Below are 19541 nucleotides of genomic sequence, written 5' to 3'. Positions count from 1 at the left end.
TTAATAATCAGCATATTTATGTACCCAGTATTTTCCTGATTTAAGACATAAATTATACTATCTATAAGTCTCTATTAATTAAATAGATAATCACTAAAAATAAGAGTAAATACAGATATAAGATTAATAGCTATTGGAAATAATTAATACCAGTAATGTCACATTATTTGACTGTTATAACAGTCTTTTGTGTAGGATATTTGTGACGTAAATTACTTCAATTGTTGCAGCCATACAAAGAACTAGCTATGCAGCTTACTGATAGCTACTTTGAGAGAGATAAGAGCTATCAGTGTAGATAAAAATTCTTTTCAGAATTTAATTGTGTTTGTGATAATTTAGTGGTTATTTAAATTTGCCTGTGCATCTGGTTTATCATGAATAGCTAGCTTTTCTATTAATGTCGCACTTGCTTCATTTAGCCCTACGATGTCTACTTCTGCACCATTCCTACGAAACTTCATCACTACCTTATCGATGGCTGCAACTGCTGATTGATCCCATATATGGGCATAGGTTAAGTCAATTTTCACCCGTTCTAATTCTTCTTTAAAATCAAAAGCAGCGATAAATTCTTCTACTGATACAAAGAAAAGTTGACCTGCAACGCTGTAAATGCGAGAAGTTTTATCCTCGCTAATAACTGTGTCTACAAACACGACTTTGGCAATGCTACGGGCAAACAATACTGAACTAAACACTACACCAACTGCAACTCCAATTGCTAAGTTATGTGTAAGTACAGTAAATAAAACCGTCGTAATCATGACGGCACTTTCACCTCTCGGTATGCGGTGTAAGTTCTTCACAGATGACCAACTAAAAGTTCCAATAGAAACCATAATCATCACTGCAACTAGGGATGCCATTGGTATCTGTCGCACCCACCTACCTAAGACCAAAATGAAGAATAGCAAGAACACCCCAGCACACAAGGTAGAAAGACGGCTGCGCCCTCCAGACTTAATATTAATGACTGACTGCCCAATCATGGCACATCCCGCCATGCCGCCAAAGCATCCAGCTACAATATTCGCAACACCTTGACCCATAGCTTCTCTATTTTTATCACTGGGGGTATCGGTTAGTTCATCAAGTAGTGAAGCTGTTAATAATGATTCTAGTAAACCCACTACAGCCAAAGGCAATGCATAAGAAAAGATAATTGTGAATGTCTCATAGTTTAATGGAATTGTCGGTAAGCTGAACAAGGGGAAGGTAGTAGGTAATTCGCCCATGTCACCTACTGTTGGAACCTTTATCCTTGTGAACATGGAAAAGGCTGTTAACACAACGATCGCAACTAAGGGTGAAGGTACAATTTTGGTAAGCCTGGGTAACAAGTAGATGATGGCAAGAGCCACAGCAAGCATTATATAAACTTGCCAAGATACCCCGACAAGTTGCGGCAACTGAGCCATAAAAATTAAGATTGCTAAGGCATTAACAAAGCCAATCATTACGGCTCGTGGCACATACTTCATCTGGCGACCTAGTTTGAGCCAGCCACAAATAATTTGAATGACACCAGTTAGAATTGTCGTTGCAAACAGATATTGCAGTCCATGTTCTTTTACCAATGTGATCATTACCAGCGCCATCGCTCCCGTTGCTGCTGAAATCAGCCCAGGACGACCGCCAGCAAAGGCTGTAACTACTGCGATGCAAAAGGAGGCGTACAGCCCAACTTTTGGATCAACGCCTGCAATAATGGAAAATGCGATCGCCTCTGGAATCAACGCTAGGGCTACTACAGTACCAGCTAGGATGTCTGCTTTAGTATTGGAGAACCATTCTCGCTTCAAAACGGTTGTATTCAAGTTGTCCTCTGCAATTTAGGGGTGAAATTTAGGTTTATAAGTTATTAGCCAACTTTTTTACTTGGTTGAATAACTTGATGATTAGAAGTATGACAATTCACAAATGCAATCTAGATGGTGTCAAGGATTAAATCCCTAATTATTCTGTGATTTACCACTATATTGCTAAACTTTATGTCAATAATTTGCATACATTGATTCAGCTTGTAATCTGTATGCAATTTGCACACTCTACAAACTATTTTGGCGCTTACTTCCAGTTAAAAGCTACTCCTATCTAGACAGCTATGTGAGTTATTTTATTGTTGCGAACAAAACCTTACTTGATTTTATCGGTGAATAAAAATAGTTCACAGCCAAGTAATTACAACACCAATAATTTATGGTAGCCTTATAAGTATCGCCTTACTTGAGTTGATTCTTCTAACAATTTTGTCCAACAAAATGGAAATTGTGATACTAATTAGTTTGAGGAGTAGTATCTATGTACTTTTAAGGTGGAGTATTTTTTTGTCTTAAGCTGCTCATAAATACTGTAATATTTAGTATCATCAGATTTTGATTAATTCGTAGAGGCTTACTACAACTTTTTGAATGTGAGCGTAACCATTGGTGATTATTGTACCACAAGGTCTAGACTCTAGAATAGAGATATCTGAAATAAGAATATATATATGTAAAATTGTACTTTGTACCGCAGCGCTAACGCTTCTCTACAAGGATTTCAGGGAACGCATAATAATTTAACCAGATGTCTAATACTGTACTGTCTATAACTCAAGCTATATTAACTAAATAAAAAATGTAAAAAATGTCAAAAACATTGAAATAATTTCAAAGAGAGATATTCAGCCCTCTCTTTGAGACGCTACGCGTAGCAAGATTTCCAAAATGGTACACTGCAAAGCTTTAATTAATTTACGCTGAGAGTGTTAGTCAGTCTATGAAACACTTGGCATTGCAGAACGAATTAGATTAATAAAATTTTAGGCATAATTCTGCGTTGAAAAATCGAGGGCGCGTTGTCTTCTGGTAAATTCTTGCGTCAAGATAGAGGAGAATTGCGATCGCTACCTTTAAAACTGTGACGATTTTATTCAAAGTTGTACTTAGTGAGATAATTCAGCTTTCAGATGGTCTGCCAATCTGATTGCTAAGGCAACAATGGTGAGCGTAGGATTAGCATAGCCTCCTGTAGGGAAAACAGAGCTACCTGTCATGAATAAATTAGAGATGCCGTGAACTTGACAATTTGCATCGACTACTCCTTGTTTTGGGTCATGATGCATACGCGTTGTTCCCATATTATGATGGGTACTAAGAGAAGCAACTGGACGATCTCCATCCAATTCAATCTGCAATTCACCCAGACCTGCACTCGCAAACTCTTGTGCAAATACTAACTGCGATCGCTTCACACTGCAAATATCTATTTTTCCCCAATGATTAATTAATTTTGCTTGAGGACAGCCAAGTTTATCTAGTTGATTACTGAGTGTTACCCGATTATCTGGATTTGGGGTTTGTTCAGTTTGGCTGAGAACTTCAAATTTTGTATATTTCTGTTCATTACCTTCATGTTCAGACCATCCTCCATGACTCAAATCAGGGAACAAATATTCTTTTTTGACATTATACTTATACCAATCAGCTACTAAATCATCAATATTAGTAATGACTTTTTGTAAATGTTGAAGAATATTTTTAGGTAACTGTCTTTGCCGAAGTGAAGAGAACAAAATTTTCGCAGAAGCCTTTGCAGGCGACCTAAATCTTTCATCTCTGGGATATAACAACGCAGTCATATTTAGTAATTTTTCGCGGCGCATCACTTGTTCCGTTAGGGCAAATTTTCCCATTACTGTGACATTATTCACCCGGCGTAAGTCATACAAAGCCATCGAATTGAAGATTTTGCGATTTTGCGGAACAAGCATACCACAACGGATAAAAGGATGATCCATAAAGAACCTACCCACTAAATCATGTTGATTGCCTAATCCATTCTTTTGAATTCGGTTTGATAGTAATAATAAACGTGCGTTCTCAATACCACCTGCGGCTAAAATAAATATTTTTGCAGCCACCCAAAATTTATTACCAGATAAACACGCTACTTGCACGCGTTTAACCGTTTGGGCTGCTTCGTCGGCCTCAATTTCTACCACGTTAGCGTTCAGGAATGTGGTGATATTAGGAGATTGATTAATTTGGTGACGATATTCATTGGTGAAAATATCGCGTGGGCCAAACTGAAACATACTAGTAGTAACTCGGTCACTTGTGAAATGTGTCCGAGGAGATTGAGCATTTTCCCAAGCCTCAGCTTCATAAGCAAAGGAACCGAGTTTACAGACTGCTTGAGCGCGTTCATAATATGGATTCAGATGAGATTTATTAAAAGGCCAGCCACTATATGGAACCCAATCTCTTTTTTCAAAATCTATTTCGTCTAACGGTACGTGCCTTAAACCAAGTTGATTTTTATTAATTTCAATATTCCAGACATTAGCCATTCCACCAAATTGGCGATGGCGCATATCTTGTAAAGGTGGAAAAGGATCTCCAACGGTTTCGCCTTCACCAAGGGATGCAGTCTCTTGATTAAATTCCAAATCACCACTTTCTAGTAAGCAAACTCGAAAGTCTTGCCCAATTAGTTCTCGTGCAAGTGTAATTCCTGCTGGGCCAGCACCAACTATACAAATTTCGGTATTGATAATTTCATCTATTGGTAATTTACGGCTATCAATCAACATTGATTTAATTCCTTTCAATCTATTTTTTTGTTTTTAACTACAGATTTACATAGATAATTAATCAGTCTAAATCTGTAGTTATGTTTTCATAAAATTGTCTTTTGCAAGAAGTTTAGTGTTTCATTCAACCTATGAAACACTTGGAATTGCAGAACGAATTGCACTAATAAAATTTTGGGCATAATTCTGTGTTGAAAAATCGAGGGCGCGTTGTCTGGCGGCTATTCCAGCACTTCGGGCAAATTCTTGCTCGTCAAGATAGCGGAGAATTGCGATCGCTAATTTATCCGCATCGCCGTAAGGTGTTAATAGTCCATTCATACCATCGGTAATAATCTCTGTCGGCCCGCCTGCATTACCAGCAATTACAGGTTTACCCAATGCCATCGCCTCAATAATCACAATCCCAAAGGGTTCTTTATCTGACGCATGAACGAATACATCCATCGCCTGCACCCACTCTGGGATATTACGCTGTAGTCCAGCCATAATTACTTGGTCTTTTAAGCCTAAAGTGGTGATTTCGGCTTTTAAGAAGTCTTCATAATCCGGCTCCAAATCGTGCTTACCGCCAACCACCACACAATGGGCATCGGGATACTTTTGTAAAATTTTGGGCATCGCCTGCACCAATACATGCATTCCCTTCCATCGTTGCAATCGTCCCACAATTCCAATCAATGGCCCGTGTAAAGGTAAGCCTAGTTTCCGCCGTGCTTCTTCTGGAGTTGGTAAAGCATTAGGCTCAAATCGGTCTAATGCGACACCAGGATAAACTAAAGGTGTTGGTCTGTGGGGCCAAATCTCTGCCTGTGCTTGCTTGCCATCTTGGGAAAGGGTGATAATTGCACGGGCTGGAATTAAAGTAGCAATTCGTACTAACCAAGTTTTATCACTGGGTACTTCTAGTTGATACCACACAGCAGGCAGTCTCGCTAGCATTGCCGCCAAACCTCCTGATATATGCGTAATCCACATCCAATTGACAATTATATCTGCACGTTCGCGGCGTGCGATCGCAGCTATCCGCAAAACAGTACCAATAAAACGGTGGATTTGGCGTAAACGTCCACTTTCCACAACTCGCGCATCAATACCAAGGGACTTTACTTGTTCGACCATTGGGCCGTCTTCTAAAAATATCACCAGCCACTCGACACCAGCATTACGTCCCTGCTGTACCAAATCCCAAAGCATCATTTCACCGCCGCCTCGTTGCTCGGCCAGTGGCATTACAATAATTACTTTCATAATCTATAAGTGTCCTATTTAAGTTGTAAGATTTATCGGATTCTCGACTTATTAGAGAAGTCGAGGATCTTTGGAATTGCTATAGTACTTATGTCCTGCCATCGCCATAGCTAAAAATCCCCAAAGAATCATCCCGGCTACACTCAACATACCGCTACCGATAACTAGCTGTGAAGCAGAACTGATACCAATGGCACGGGCAGCACTGATAAAGCTATCAAAACGACCTTCACCATAGCTGCTAACACTAACAATTAACAAAATTAATCCACCCATATAAAAGATGGCTCCAAACCAGCCCAGGGTGAAAAACATATCCAAGATGCCACTATCAATTACCACCACTTCAATTTGACCAGTTTTTTCGTTGACTTTCCAGATATTTCCTAAGCCGTTACCTAAACCATTAGAAAGGGCTAAACCAAGGTTTTTGTCATAACTTCCCGATCTATCTTTAAAGCTGCCATCTTCTTGAAGATTAGAAAAAGTTTCCAAACGGGTTGCTACAACTCCAGCAATTGGCTCGATAGTTGTCAACGGCACGACACAAATTGCCATAACCACAATTATGGTAATTAAGCGCATTTGAATTTTGGCTTTGACTGAACCCATAATCATAATTATTCCAAATAACCAGCCCCCCCAATTAGTCCGCGCTTGCGTCAATAGAAAGGACAAGTAACCAACAGCTGAAGCTGGAAAAATTAAGTTTCCTGAACTGGTAAACAATAACAGTAACCCAGCCTGCATAACCGAACCAAAGGGGCCGACTGAGTGCAATGTACTCCAGACGCGCATCCCAAAAGGTACAGGATTTCCCGAACTCATGAATAGTTTTGATTGTATCAGCCAGTACCTATCCCACTCAGGAGCTACCACAAATTGATATACGCCATAAGTTCCTAAAATCAACACACACCAGAGAAATGTTCGCTGAATATTCTGACGATAGGTAGGATAATCTCGCCAGTTTATAAATAAGTGAAAAGCGAAGATAATCGGACTAAGCCAATCCATCAATCCGCGTGCTACAGGGATAGGTGGGTTATAAACCAGACCGATGAGAAAGCCATAAAACACTCCGATAAAAGCCAAAACAAACGGCAAAGCCCCTTCACGAGAAGCGCGGGGAAAGTGTCGGAAGAATGTTGCTATGGTGACAAAAACTACCAAGTAAGGTGCTATCAGCATTTGACGAGTAGCGTCCCAACCCACTCGATAGTCAACTAAGCGGGTAGCTAAAGGTGTGAGAAACCAAATCCACCAGGTAAAGCTGATATAGAGAATGGGATGGCGCAAGTATAAAAATATGCCTACTGCTAAAGCTGTCACTGGGTAAATTAGGCGCAATGCGGCAGTAGCACCAGCAAAATAGCAAACTACAGTTAGTAGTATAAAGCCTGCGATCGCCATCCACCCCTGTTGCGATCGCTCTTCGGGAGAATAGTTTTCTTGTAAAAAACTATTGAAAAGTATCTGCTTAGAATTCATTCAATTTTAGATTTTAGATTTTAGATTTTGGATTACTGGCTCTTTAGAGACAGTAGCCCAAGCGTCTTAATTCCCAGTCTGTAAACTAGAACTAAGAAAAAATTGAATTCATTACGAATTACGAATTACGAATTGTTTATATCCCTGCCACCGTCCACGCCAAGATGCTAATAACTTTTTCCCTGCCAACTGCCCTTGGCTAGGTAAAAATCTCAGCCATTGTACTAAACCCAAACTATCGCATGTACCCACTAATACTGCCCAAAATAAAAATACAATCCGGCGGATAAATGGCAAATGCTCTAGTATAACTAAGGTTTCATTATGGACTAAATTAATAAAGGCAATTTCATTAAAGTTATTTCGCTGATCTTCATCAAAACGTTGTGCTGGATAATGATCTACAGCAACGTTAGGATCGTAAATTATCTTCCAACCAGCCCGCTTTAATGTCAGAGTAAACGCCATCTCAAAGTGTACCTGCGCTCCAGTACCGCGCATTCGCTCGTCAAAACGTAATCGTCCGATTGCTTGGGTACGAAAACTCATGTTTACGCCCTTGAGAATATCCACTTCGCGGGGTTCTCCCACTCCCAGATGATGGTTGCCAATGACTCGCCCAAACCATTGCAACTGTCCCACTACTGGGCGGGATTCGTCTTCTAGTTTGCTGCCGTGGTGTATCCAATCACGCCCTCCCAGACCGCCGAGACGACTATCACAGGTAAAGTAAGCGGCGATGCGCTCCAACCAATCGGGGTGAGGTGCGGCATCATCATCAGTAATGGAAACAATATCGCCCTCCACTGCTGCTAGTCCGGCGTTGAGGGCTGCTACTACCCCAGGTTCAGTTACTTTCACAGTATGCAGTGGCAATTTGTCTGTGTTTAGTTGCGCCAGAAATTGCCAAGTTTCTACATCTGTATCGCGGACAACCACTATCACCTGATCGACTGGTTTAGTTTGCTCTTGTAGCGCCAAAAGGCAGCGTGATAAGTCTTGTGGACGGCGATAAGTTGGTATCAGAACGGTGTTCCGCATTCTTGCTTAACTCCTCGAATAGATCCACATAAGTTTGAGCCATAGTAGTCCAGCTGTGTTGTTCTGCCACAGAACGAGCTGATTGACTCATCTGTTGCATTAGGGCAGAATCCCTTACCAAGGACATCATCGCCACAGCCAAAGCATCGATATCATTTGAGTCGGTTAAAACGATGCCACATTCTGGCGTCACCAACTCTGCACCCCCGGTAGCTGTGGCAGTAATTACTGGTAGTCCTGAAGAAAGTGCTTCTAACAATACGAGGCTACAAGCTTCATATCGGGAAGGAAATATAAATAAATCTACTGACCGCATAATTTCGGGGATATCACGACGAAATCCGACAAAATGCACGCGATCGCTTAACCCCAAAGAAGCCGCTAGTTGTGGGAAGGGACTACCTTCGATATGACCTACCACCGCCAAATGTAAATCGGGAACTTGCACCAAGGCGTGTAAAACTGTATCTAAATTCTTTCTAGGTGTGCGGATGTCTCCGGCAAACAGGGCTAAGGTGACATTCTCCGGTAAACCTAATTTTTGACGATTGCTTTCACCGGGGGTAAACTCTTCTAAGTCAACGCCATTGACAATTACCCGAATCCGAGAACGCGGTACACCAATGTTGACTAATTCTTGAGCTACCTTTTCCGACACAGCCACCACAACCTGCGCTTTTTGGAAAGCCTGTTTTTCCCAACGGGCATTAAAAGCCGTAAACAGCCATTGGTAGAAACCATATAAATCGCGGCGATCGCGGGAAATATGAACAGGCGATCGCAACCATGAACTGTGGACAAAATGTACAGCATTCACATCAGCCGCAGCCATGTTAATTGCTCCATTGACTTTAACTAAATCAATATCAGAGCGATGTTGACGTAACCAATCTGCACTTTTTTGGGCAAATATAAAATTACGTACAAATTCCGTAGGATAGCCTTTAACTGGAATTTTAATCCAATTAACTTGGCTATTATCTTCTAGCTCTGGTGCAACTTCACTAGCTAATAATGTCAGTTCATGACCACGACGAATTGCTTCCTGAGCAACTTCGTAGTTTACCCGCCCCTGACCATCACCTTTTTTGATTTTATGAGTAACAATACAAAGTTTCATACACTATCTTCCTTAGTAATATAAACTCACATAAAGATGCAAAATAAAAATTGAAAATATTTTTATTCTCTCTGTGCCCTCTGCGTCTCTGCGGTTAGTTTAAAAGATAACTTCTATAACTTAGGTGCAATTCCTCGATTACTTCGATATTCGCATTAACTTGTTGGCTAAAAAACGCGGAGTAAAACTCAGACCAAATGCCGCCAGAGTTCGGACATTAAACTTTTGTTTTTTCAATGTCTTCCAAAAATAAGGACGTGATGCTGCTATCTGTTCACTTCGTAGCAAACCAATTCCAAAAGTGGTATTAGCTTCCAACCATTTTTGTTGAAAATAAATTCTAAATTCTTGTAGACGAGCATCTTCCATAAAGACTTGATAACAAAACATTTCGCTTTTAGCTTTGCGGAGTTTTGCCTGCACATCTCGACTACCACTGAGCATAGTATCAGTTTGCTCATGGGCACGATATCGCGTCAATCTTTCTGGATAATAGTAAGCGCCATGACCAGATATACAGCATAGATAAGCTAAATATAAATCCCACATACCGCCAACTTCTGAGGGAATACTATCCCAATTCACAAAATTATTGCGAATCACACAAGATGCTGCGGTAGGTATGCTTTTATCTACCAATCCAATTTTGTAAAAAGGTTGATGAATTCCTTTTGCTAGTTTATCTCGCTTATAAGCACGTGTATTTTCTTCAGTTCCAACATCAATAATTATGCCATTACTATCTATGATATATTGGTCACAAAAAGCGATAATTAAATCAGAATTTGCTTCTAGTAGTGGTACAAGCTTTGCTAAAAAGTCTTCATTCCAGATATCATCGTCATGGAGACTAGCAACATATTTACCTCGCGCCATCTTGAAGCCATGCAGCTGATTAGCTAACATACCCACATTTTGCTGATGTCGCCAAAATTTGATGCGTGAATCACCAAAAGATGCGACGAGTTCTTGGGGATTTTCTGAACTACAATTATCAGAAATAATAATTTCAATATTTTGATAAGTTTGTTTTATAGCACTGGCGATCGCTTGCTTGAGATACTCTGGTCGATTATAGGTGGGGATAATAACGCTGACTAAAGGTTGTTGGGATTCTTGATGCAATGACATATTTTTCTCTCTTTATATTTCATAGATAAAAGATGCACCATTTAATACAGGACTTACGCAAAATTATGGAAGAACGAACCGCAAAGAACGCAAAGGGCGCGAAGGGAAGAGGGTTTCAGAGAGCTATTGCGTAAATCCTATTAATATGTTGACCAAACTAAACTTTATTTAGCTTGAGAAATGCTATATATTTTTTTAGCTTTATCAGGAAATTCAGCTATTGTTTTTGCATAAATTTTTCGGAGATTATTTACATGAGCAGCCATTGTAAATTCCTTCATCAATAAAGCATGACCTTGTTCACCCATGTATCGGCTTTTTGGATGATCTATATACAACTCATTAATAGCATCAGCCAGCTTTTGGATATCATTAGCTGGAACAAGAATACCCGTTTCTGCATCTTGTAAATGTTCTGGAATCCCTCCGACTGCACTAGCAATTACAGGTCGATAACGAGCATAAGATTCTAGAGTTATAAGACCAGCAGGTTCAGGCCAAACACTGGGAAAGATAACTGCAAAACACTGTTGATAAAGTTTATTTAATTTGTCAGCATCGCACCAACCATGCCAAGTGATCCGGTTATTCAATCCAAGGGTATTTGCTAACTTTTCTAATCGTGGTCGTTCCCAACCTTCACCTGCAATATCAAGTTGAATTTTTGAGTCTGTATGTATTAAGGTTTTGAGTAACCATTCCAGACCTTTATCAGAAACAATCCGTCCAGCAAATAAAATTCTATGATTTTGATGGACTTCTAAACTCAAAGGTGCTGTTGCTGTTTGTGGTATAGAGATTCCACAGTGTAGAGTTACAGTTTGTTCTGGAGGTACACCATTTTTAATTAACTCTTGCCGGACATATTCGCTATTAGCAATAAAAGTAATTTTTATCTTTTTTAATACATCTAAAAACTGATGAGTGGTTTGCAGTTCTTTAAGAGTTCTTAAGGGTTTACGGCTACCACACTTATCTACTAATTTACCCCAGGTACATCCTAAGTAAGAGAAGTTGCGATCGCAGACTGTCTGCTGACCTGCTAAGTATTTTGTGCCACTAGGACAGTATAATGAGTGATTATGAACGCTGAAGATAGTCGGACATTCGCCTGTAAGCTGCAATAGCAAATCTGGACTGTGGATGTGCAGCAGTTTGAACTGGCTTTGATCGATATTTTTCAGTGATTTTAACACGCGATCGCTAATATCAGGTGGTCGATGTTCAAATAGAGAAGCTAAATAAGTTTCAACACCTCCGCTTCCACCGACATTAAAATTGGAGCATTGATAAACAAGGTTTTTGTCAAATGTTTTCTGATACATATTTCCTGTTATTTTTAAGAATAGAGCATTAATTTTAAATACTTATTTGTAGAGACAATAAGTATTTAAAAACCTGTTATTTTACTATTTAAAAACTACTGATACATAGTTAGAGATTTACGGCTGTAGAGATTTACAGCCGATAAACATGTTGCGGGTACTTTGGCAATTGGATATTATTTCTAATCCAATGGTCTTACTTCATACTGCATTTGATGATATTTCCAAAGCTTACCTTTGAGTTCCAAGAGTTCTTGATATTTACCTTGCTCTACTATCCTTCCCTGTTCTAAAACTACAACTTTATCTGCCTTAGAAATGGTAGAAAGACGGTGAGCGATCGCAATTACTGTTTTACCTACAGATAGCTTTTCTAATGAATCTTGAATTAACCGCTCAGATAGTGAATCTAGTGCGCTAGTTGCTTCATCTAAAATCAAGATTTCTGGGTTCCGCAGTAAGGCACGTGCGATAGCAATTCGCTGTCTTTGTCCTCCAGATAATCTAACACCTCTATCTCCCAATTGGGTATCAAAACCTTCGGGCATTTCCAAAATAAATTCTAATGCATTTGCTAGTTTAGCAGCTGCTTGAATTTCATCATTAGTCGCTTCTGGAGTCCCGTAAGAAATATTCTCCCAAACATTAGTATTGAAGATAAAAGTATCCTGACTGACAACAGCTATTTTACGACGTAAGGAGTTAATTTCAAACTGGCGTATATCAACTTCATCGATGTAAAGATATCCATCTGTAGCATTATAAAAGCGAGGAATTAAATCAGCAAGAGTTGTTTTACCAGCACCAGACGCTCCAACTAATGCTGTCATTTTTCCCTTTTCAATTGTCAGGGTAATATTATGCAAGACTAGATTTTCTTCATCATAGCCAAAATCCACAGATACTAAATCTATTGACCTTTTTAATCCCTTGAACTCAACTTTGCCATTTTGAAAGTAATATTTTTTATCACTTGTCAACAGATTTTTAATGTTGTCTGCTGAACCATGCAAAGTACTGAGATATGCTCTCGTGCCATTAATATCTTGCACAAATGGGATGAAGCGAAATAGCACAAAGAAAAAGGTTAGTAAAGAAGCAACTTGTAGTGTTCCGTTAGTTACAAGGCTAGTGAAAGCCAAAATAATCATTCCGATCAATACTGTAGTCGCTACCCCTTCAGCAATTGGCTTAACGAGTGTCCAGGTAAACACAACTTTTGTTGTAGTACTGATTACCTTATCGCTAGCTTTATAGTAACGCTGACGCTCAAATTCTTGAGTACCACAGGTGTGAACAGTACGAATACCATTAATAAATTCTATGGCTGTTGATGTAAAGTTAGCATTAGCAGTTGTCATGCCAAAACTTGATTCTCTGACTCTAGCATTCAGATTTGACAACCCCACACCTAAAAGTGTGAATAGTAATGCAGAAATTACTGTTAATTGCCACGATATCAAAAACATTGATATTAAGTAGACAAAGGTTGTTAGTCCTCTAGTTACTAAAAATGCTCCGCCACTGAAACCCTGTCTAATCCTTTCGATTTCTGTGGTAATTGTGTTAATTAGTTCACCAGAACGAGTTTTGGCAAAGTAACTGAGTGATAAGGATTGTAATTGTTCAAAAATTTGCTTACGTAAGCGATCGGCAAGATGTAGTTGAGATAATTCAGTATAAACTTGAGAAAAATAATTGAAGGCGGCACGTAACCAAGTACTCAATAAAATCAGCAAAGATACACGGTATAAACGATTAATTGCTGATGTTTTAGCTCCTAAAATCCAAATATCAAACCAAGCTATTCCTGTTTGGACAGGTTGAGCATTGGGGCTAGTTAAACTTTGCAAGAAGGAAAGTAAAAAACCAATACTCACGCCTTCAAAGGTCGCTGCAAAAATCGAGAATACCAGAGCTAAAATGGCAATTTTGCGAAAGTGTTTAAATTCTCGCAATATCAAATAGTTATCCTGCCAGAAGCTAGTAGCTTTGAGCAGATTACTGAGTGCTTGTGGAAGATTCAAATTCATGAATTTTATAATAATAGTTTGGCAAGGTAGATAGACTGCTATAGATCAATACAGTTCGCTTAAGGGTTTTTTCTTTGTCAATGTGATTTTTTTTAACGTAGACGCGGAGCGGCTTGCCGCAGACTACCGCAAAGGACACAAAGGAAGAGAAGCTTAACTGAAATGTATTGTGCTATAGATTCTACGTGAGCAATTTTTGTTTTCGCCTCAGTGCGGTAAATGAAATCATCAATTACCGCACAGAAAATTACAGTGTTTGGCTATCTAGATGTAACAGGTGAGACTGTGGTTCTACTTCCCATGAAGCTGTAATTTCTGGTAGTTTATTTAGCTGTACTGCATCTTCCAAAGTCCAACAACAAGAACCGGTCAAACTCATGTCACCACGCAGAACGTTAAATAACTGTGGCAAATTGTCAAGGCCATATTTATGCATCCAACGCCCTAATGGTGTGATGTTATGCTTTGTAGTTGTGCAAAACCTAATTGCTCGAAAAAATTTACCCCGTTCTCCAACACGCCATTCACGACAAAAAACTGATCCTGGTGAATAAACCTGCATTAATACAATCAATCCCAATATGACTGGACTTACTAATAGCAGTAAGACGAAAGCAGCAATCCAATCAATTAGTCGCTGTAATTTTCTCCAGGGTTGGTTAGGCAGTTTCTTGCTAGCAGGTAAGCTGAGAAATATTGGTTTTTGAGCTTCTTCACACGCATCCGCCCAAAACCTGAGTAAAGTTTCACCCAGTTTTGCATCTATGCTTACCAAACTTACAGGAGAATGTTGTAAGCATTCTACTAGCGATCGCTTATTATCTAATGCAGGTAGATATGGTTGTTTAACTCGTCCAAGCGGCTTCACCAAAAGCTTACCCCGTCGCCACTGGAGTGTGCAGTACCCAGAGCGATTACCTTGCTGTTGCTGGGTTACATCATATAAATTCTCTAGAGTTGGAATTACTGAAGTTGCCATAAGTCTTTGGGATTATACAGGAGTGAATTGCTGAGGAGTTATCAAAGGCTATCAATGCCAAAGACCCAAATCCAAATCTTGTTGTAACTCCAAAAAGTTGGAGATAATTGAGGGCAAAATATGTTATTATTTACCACTCAGCCAAGCATTTATTGTGCAGAATTCTGCTGGTGTAGAGATGTACAAATTAGACAGATACTAATTAGATATGTAGCAGTCACCGAACAAGGCAAAAGTAAAAAGTTAAAAGGCAAAAGAAAGAAAAAGAAAAATCGTTTGAGAGCAACTAAATTTATTTATGGGGATTATCTTTTTGCTTTTTACTTCTTAACGCTACTATTAACATTCATGGGTAAATCATGATTTTCCGGGAACTACTGACAGTAATGAAGAGTGCTGAGTTCTGAGTTCCGTTAGCGGTAGCGGGGCGTTTAGCCCGTGCTGAGTTAAAAGACCACCCACGTTCGCGCAGCGGACGCACCAGAGGGGCGGGGCGTTTACCATAGTGCGAAAGTACTGAGTACTCAACTTCAAAACTCAGCACTCATAACTCAGTACTGAGTATGCTAAAGTGTAGAGGTAAATTACCCATGAATTTATATCTATGTTTAATTAGGCTAAGGTGTTCATTGTGTCGATAGATTGCCCAAAACTAGTCTAGAGTTGTGTTCTAACCTTTATGGAAGTGCTTTAATCTCTAGAATATAAGACTATGTAGAAATAGCGATCGCTCAAATAAATTCTTTATTTACTCTTTAAAGAGCCAGTGATTTCTCTGAAAACCAGTAAAGATAGCATAAATATACTTAATTTTTCCTGATTGCAACAAAATGAAATTTTGGTTACAAATACGAAACGCAAAATCCCCGACTTCTCAAAGAAGTCGGGGATTTATCATCTAGCAGTACTAGCTACTTTTCTACAGCTTGACGTAGAGCTAATTGCTGTTGTTTGATATTGGGTACGTAATTAATACTAGAGTTTGATACCCCATTAGCTACAACCCCAATCAGATTTAACTTACTCAACATCGCTGTCGCTTGAGTAAGCTGACTTCGTGTCACAATACCAATGCTTGCCACCATGACCACGCTACGGCAAGATGATGCAGTCAGCATGGCATCCACCAAGCCGAGAACTGGGGGAGCATCTATGAGTACCAAATCATAGTTTTCCTCAAATGCTGCCATTAATTGCATCATTCGTGGGGAACTCAACAGATTTGCGGGGTCGGCAGGTTTGGGACCAGCAGTCAAAATATCGATGTAGGCGGAACCTGAGTATTGAAGACTAATTTGGTTGGGTAGAGTTGTATCACTCGCCAATAGAGTTGAAAGTCCCTGTTCATTAGGAAGATTCAGTTGTTCGTGCAAACTGGGGTCGCGTAAATTGGCATCAATCAGCAGTACCCTTTTGTGTAAACGGGCAGCACTCATCGCCAAACCCAGCGCCAAAGCTGATTTACCCTCATCGGCTAAAGCCGAAGTAATCATCAAAGATTTTAAATTAGTAACAGTATTTAAAAGTTCAATGTTTTTGTAAATCAGATCCAGCGATTCCCAACGCGGTGGAGATTGCAATACCTGAATCGTCCAGGGGGCGAGAACTTCTGGCTTGCCAAAAGGCAACTTGATCATTGATTCTTTGGGTTTGGCTGGCGGTAATTTGGGGGTTGTTCCCAATAACGGCATGGCCATTTGCTTCTCTAATTCAGCAGTGGTGTGAACTGCATCATCAGCCGATTCCCGAATAAAGGCAGCAATACCTCCTAACATTAACCCAACTACAGCACCTAACAGTAAATTCTGCTGGAGATTGGGGCCCAATTGTGCGCCTTTTTGAGGATCTTCCACCACTTCCCAATTAAATCCACCTTTGGAAAGTTCTTGCCGTAATTGCTGTTCTGCTCTTAAAAGTTGCTCCAATCTTTCACGACTAAATTGCAACTGTGGTAGCATCCGATTATAATAAGCCAACAGAGGCGGGAAACGTTTGATTTCAAAACGTAGCTCGTTTTCTTTTTGAGCCAAACTTTGATCGCGAGCAGTTAAAGCAACTATATTGGTTTGCGTTTCCACTAGCTGACCAGCAAGGCTGAGATCAATTTGGCCAAGTTGTCCTCGTTCGAGAAGAGAATCTCCAGAAGTGAATGCACCAGAAGACTTTCCGCCTAAAGTTCTTCCTACCTCTTGTTGCAATAATTCCTTTTGTCCTTGGAGTTGTTCTTTGAGCTTTTGCACACTCGGAGTTTCATCTGTAAAGCGTAAGCGTTCTTGTGCTAGTGCCAGTTCGCTTTTTTGAATTTCGTTCAGTAAGCTTTGATAGCGAGTAGACTGACTCAAACGAGAAGCAACTAGAGCATTTTGAGGAGAACGGTTAAGTTGTTCTTCTAAAGATTTTTGGCGTGCCAAAGCTTCCCCATACTGGGCACGAGTTGTCTGTCGTTCTTGGGCAATATTGTTCAAAGCTGTTTCAATCGCTTTGGCTTGTGACTCTGGATCGATTAAGTTTTGATTTCTCCGAAATCTTTGTAAATTTGTCTCAGCTGCGTTTACTTCTTCACTGGCTTTACTTAACTGTTCCCTGATAATTTGCAGACCTTTTTGTAAACGCGAATTCTGTTGTTGTTTGTTATATTCGACATAAACTTGGCGAATTGCACCCAGAACTTTTTGGGTCTTTTCTGGATCTCCAGCAGTGTATTCAACTTGAAAGATTTTTGTAGCGACATTATCTTCTTTGCTCCTTAATTGAGTTAAGACCAAAGAAGCTTTAATTTCACCTGAAGTTATATCTGGATAATCAGACTGAAGTTTATCAACTGCTTTTTGGATAAGTCCTGAACTTTGCATCAAGTTAAGCTGGGTGGCAGTATCTATGACCACATTAGAGTCAGTAAACTGGTTATCTACCCCAGCACCACCCTCCGTTTTACCTTGATAGTTAGGTTCTACTAGCAGCTGCATAGAACTTTTATAAGTAGGCTTGGTCTTTACAGTTACTATGCTAGCAATAGCAATACAACTAATTAATACTGCTAAGAACCACGGAAATCTCCGCACAAATACGGCAAACATTTGTCCGTAACTTGGTTCACTTTCAGCAGCGGGAGTTATCTGAGGATTTAGACTAGTTTGAACCACTTTTATATCCTTGTCTTCGAGATTTACGCTAAGAGATTCTCCGAAGAATACCTATTTTTTACAAACCGCTAAAGACGAGAGAGAAAATAAATAGGTAATCTTATAGTGGAAAGAGATTCAGAAATCAAATGAATAATTGATGCACGCCACAAGCTTGGTTAATAATTTGCTCAACCTTACCAAAGAAAGCATTCTCTGAAAAATTTGCTACTGCATGATTACGGATGCGATCGTAATCCCAAGAAATGCCGTTGGCTTCTAGTAATGCAAGTTGTAGAGATTCGGGTGTTTGCCTTTTGAAAAAGACTCCTGTTTCACCTGGGATTTGAGTATCTAATACTCCACCTGCTCCGTATGCGATGACTGGTGTGCCGCTAGCATTAGCCTCTACTGGCACTAATCCGTAGTCTTCTAAGGCTGCGACAATAATAGACTTGGCTTTGGAAAACAAGTCTTTGCGGGTTCTATCACTTACGTGTCCTAAGAACACAATATTTTGTAATGCTTTGGATTTTAACCGTGCAAGTTCAGGCCCGTCACCAGATATTAATAGCCGCCACCCTAACCAATTAAAAGCTTCGACTATTATATCAAGTCGCTTATAACTGATCATCCGAGCGGAGGCCAGATAATATTCATCTTTTATATCTGAAAAAACAAATTTACTAGTATCAATTGGATAATTTACCATCATTGCCTTTTTGCCATAGATATTTTCAATCCGGCGGGCAACAACACTAGAGTTAGCAATGTAAAGGTCAGGCTCCTGTGCATATTTCAGGTCTACCTTTCTCATTAATTGAAATACTTGTTCGATTAAAGGAGCAAAATATCTATAGTCTCCGTACTCTCTTAAATAAGTTGCTGTATCCCATAAAAAACGGGTGACATTATGACAAAAACAAATGTGGCGAGCATTGGGGTTTTTTCGCACTGCTTTGGCAAAGCTGGTGCTACTGCTAATAATTAAATCGTAGTCTTGCAGATCCAAAGCACGAAAGGCAGGAAAATATAGAGGAGCCATTGACCTAAAATATTTTGCTGCACCAGGAATCTTTTGTAAGAAGGTTGTATTAACGATGCGATCGCCTAGATCAATAGTTTTTTGGGGATCGTACAAAGATGTGAAAATATCTGCTTCAGGATAGCGCTTACAAAGCAGTTCAAACACACGCTCTGCCCCACCTCGCTGGGTTAAATAATCGTGGACGAGAGCAATTTTCATGAATTTGACCTAAAGTTTCGATCGGGGTTGTTTAAACGCTCCCCAGCAAGTTACTATCAACAACTTTAGTGTCCCGCAGTATAGCTTCCTATCCTCTTGACGAAATTCTGGCGACAAATACGTTGGTAGGGGCCTCGGAGATCCCCCCAACCCCCCTTAAAAAGGGGGGCTTTTTGTAATTTTTACCCCCTTCTTAAGGGGGTCGCCGCAGGCGGGGGGATCT

Annotated in this window: 13 protein-coding genes; all 13 read right to left on the bottom strand. The window is 39.8% G+C overall.

Annotation, left to right across the window (positions count from 1 at the left end; translation table 11 throughout):
* Positions 1–338: 338 nt before the first annotated feature.
* Positions 339–1820 (bottom strand): SulP family inorganic anion transporter, encoded by a 1482-nt coding sequence (locus V7L07_RS08650; RefSeq protein ID WP_335056873.1) that lies wholly within the window; start codon positions 1818–1820, stop codon positions 339–341.
* A gap of 1109 nt (positions 1821–2929) precedes the next feature.
* Entirely contained in the window at positions 2930–4579 is a 1650-nt protein-coding gene (locus V7L07_RS08645) for a GMC family oxidoreductase (protein ID WP_335056871.1), read from the bottom strand.
* Between the two features lie 129 nt (positions 4580–4708).
* Positions 4709–5830 carry a glycosyltransferase family 4 protein gene (locus V7L07_RS08640; protein ID WP_335056869.1) on the bottom strand — a complete coding sequence of 374 codons (1122 nt, stop codon included), beginning with the start codon at positions 5828–5830 and terminating at the stop codon, positions 4709–4711.
* A gap of 51 nt (positions 5831–5881) precedes the next feature.
* Positions 5882–7321 (bottom strand): O-antigen ligase domain-containing protein, encoded by a 1440-nt coding sequence (locus V7L07_RS08635; protein WP_335056867.1) that lies wholly within the window; start codon positions 7319–7321, stop codon positions 5882–5884.
* A 111-nt stretch (positions 7322–7432) separates the two neighbouring features.
* On the bottom strand, positions 7433–8362 hold the full coding sequence (locus V7L07_RS08630) for a glycosyltransferase family 2 protein (protein WP_335056865.1): 930 nt from the start codon (positions 8360–8362) through the stop codon (positions 7433–7435).
* Positions 8280–9482, bottom strand: coding sequence for a glycosyltransferase family 4 protein (locus V7L07_RS08625; protein ID WP_335056863.1), 1203 nt, complete (start codon positions 9480–9482; stop codon positions 8280–8282). The genes V7L07_RS08630 and V7L07_RS08625 overlap by 83 nt, the downstream gene beginning before the upstream one ends.
* A 138-nt stretch (positions 9483–9620) precedes the next feature.
* Complete coding sequence (locus V7L07_RS08620; RefSeq protein WP_335056861.1) at positions 9621–10613, bottom strand: glycosyltransferase family 2 protein; 993 nt, start codon at positions 10611–10613, stop codon at positions 9621–9623.
* A 164-nt stretch (positions 10614–10777) separates the two neighbouring features.
* On the bottom strand, positions 10778–11938 hold the full coding sequence (locus tag V7L07_RS08615; RefSeq protein ID WP_335056859.1) for a glycosyltransferase family 4 protein: 1161 nt from the start codon (positions 11936–11938) through the stop codon (positions 10778–10780).
* A gap of 182 nt (positions 11939–12120) precedes the next feature.
* Complete coding sequence (gene hepA, locus V7L07_RS08610; RefSeq protein WP_335056857.1) at positions 12121–13971, bottom strand: heterocyst formation ABC transporter subunit HepA; 1851 nt, start codon at positions 13969–13971, stop codon at positions 12121–12123.
* 247 nt (positions 13972–14218) lie between these two features.
* Positions 14219–14950 carry a heterocyst development glycosyltransferase HepC gene (gene hepC / locus V7L07_RS08605; protein WP_335056855.1) on the bottom strand — a complete coding sequence of 244 codons (732 nt, stop codon included), beginning with the start codon at positions 14948–14950 and terminating at the stop codon, positions 14219–14221.
* 346 nt (positions 14951–15296) lie between these two features.
* Complete coding sequence (locus V7L07_RS08600; protein WP_335056853.1) at positions 15297–15494, bottom strand: hypothetical protein; 198 nt, start codon at positions 15492–15494, stop codon at positions 15297–15299.
* 367 nt (positions 15495–15861) lie between these two features.
* Positions 15862–18093 carry a GumC family protein gene (locus tag V7L07_RS08595; RefSeq protein WP_335056851.1) on the bottom strand — a complete coding sequence of 744 codons (2232 nt, stop codon included), beginning with the start codon at positions 18091–18093 and terminating at the stop codon, positions 15862–15864.
* A 124-nt stretch (positions 18094–18217) separates the two neighbouring features.
* Entirely contained in the window at positions 18218–19318 is a 1101-nt protein-coding gene (locus V7L07_RS08590; RefSeq protein ID WP_335056850.1) for a glycosyltransferase, read from the bottom strand.
* Between the last annotated feature and the right edge of the window lie 223 nt (positions 19319–19541).

Source organism: Nostoc sp. (assembly GCF_036916985.1).
GTDB lineage: Bacteria > Cyanobacteriota > Cyanobacteriia > Cyanobacteriales > Nostocaceae > Nostoc.
This window is presented reverse-complemented; position numbering and strand designations above follow the sequence as displayed.

Bases quoted from the DNA above. Each gene is read 5' to 3' on its own strand.
- V7L07_RS08640 (WP_335056869.1), bottom strand. From the start codon at position 5,830: ATGAAAGTAATTATTGTAATGCCACTGGCCGAGCAACGAGGCGGCGGT.
- V7L07_RS08615 (WP_335056859.1), bottom strand. From the start codon at position 11,938: ATGTATCAGAAAACATTTGACAAAAACCTTGTTTATCAATGCTCCAAT.
- hepC (WP_335056855.1), bottom strand. From the start codon at position 14,950: ATGGCAACTTCAGTAATTCCAACTCTAGAGAATTTATATGATGTAACC.
- V7L07_RS08590 (WP_335056850.1), bottom strand. From the start codon at position 19,318: ATGAAAATTGCTCTCGTCCACGATTATTTAACCCAGCGAGGTGGGGCA.
- V7L07_RS08630 (WP_335056865.1), bottom strand. From the start codon at position 8,362: ATGCGGAACACCGTTCTGATACCAACTTATCGCCGTCCACAAGACTTA.
- V7L07_RS08625 (WP_335056863.1), bottom strand. From the start codon at position 9,482: ATGAAACTTTGTATTGTTACTCATAAAATCAAAAAAGGTGATGGTCAG.
- hepA (WP_335056857.1), bottom strand. From the start codon at position 13,971: ATGAATTTGAATCTTCCACAAGCACTCAGTAATCTGCTCAAAGCTACT.
- V7L07_RS08620 (WP_335056861.1), bottom strand. From the start codon at position 10,613: ATGTCATTGCATCAAGAATCCCAACAACCTTTAGTCAGCGTTATTATC.
- V7L07_RS08635 (WP_335056867.1), bottom strand. From the start codon at position 7,321: ATGAATTCTAAGCAGATACTTTTCAATAGTTTTTTACAAGAAAACTAT.
- V7L07_RS08645 (WP_335056871.1), bottom strand. From the start codon at position 4,579: ATGTTGATTGATAGCCGTAAATTACCAATAGATGAAATTATCAATACC.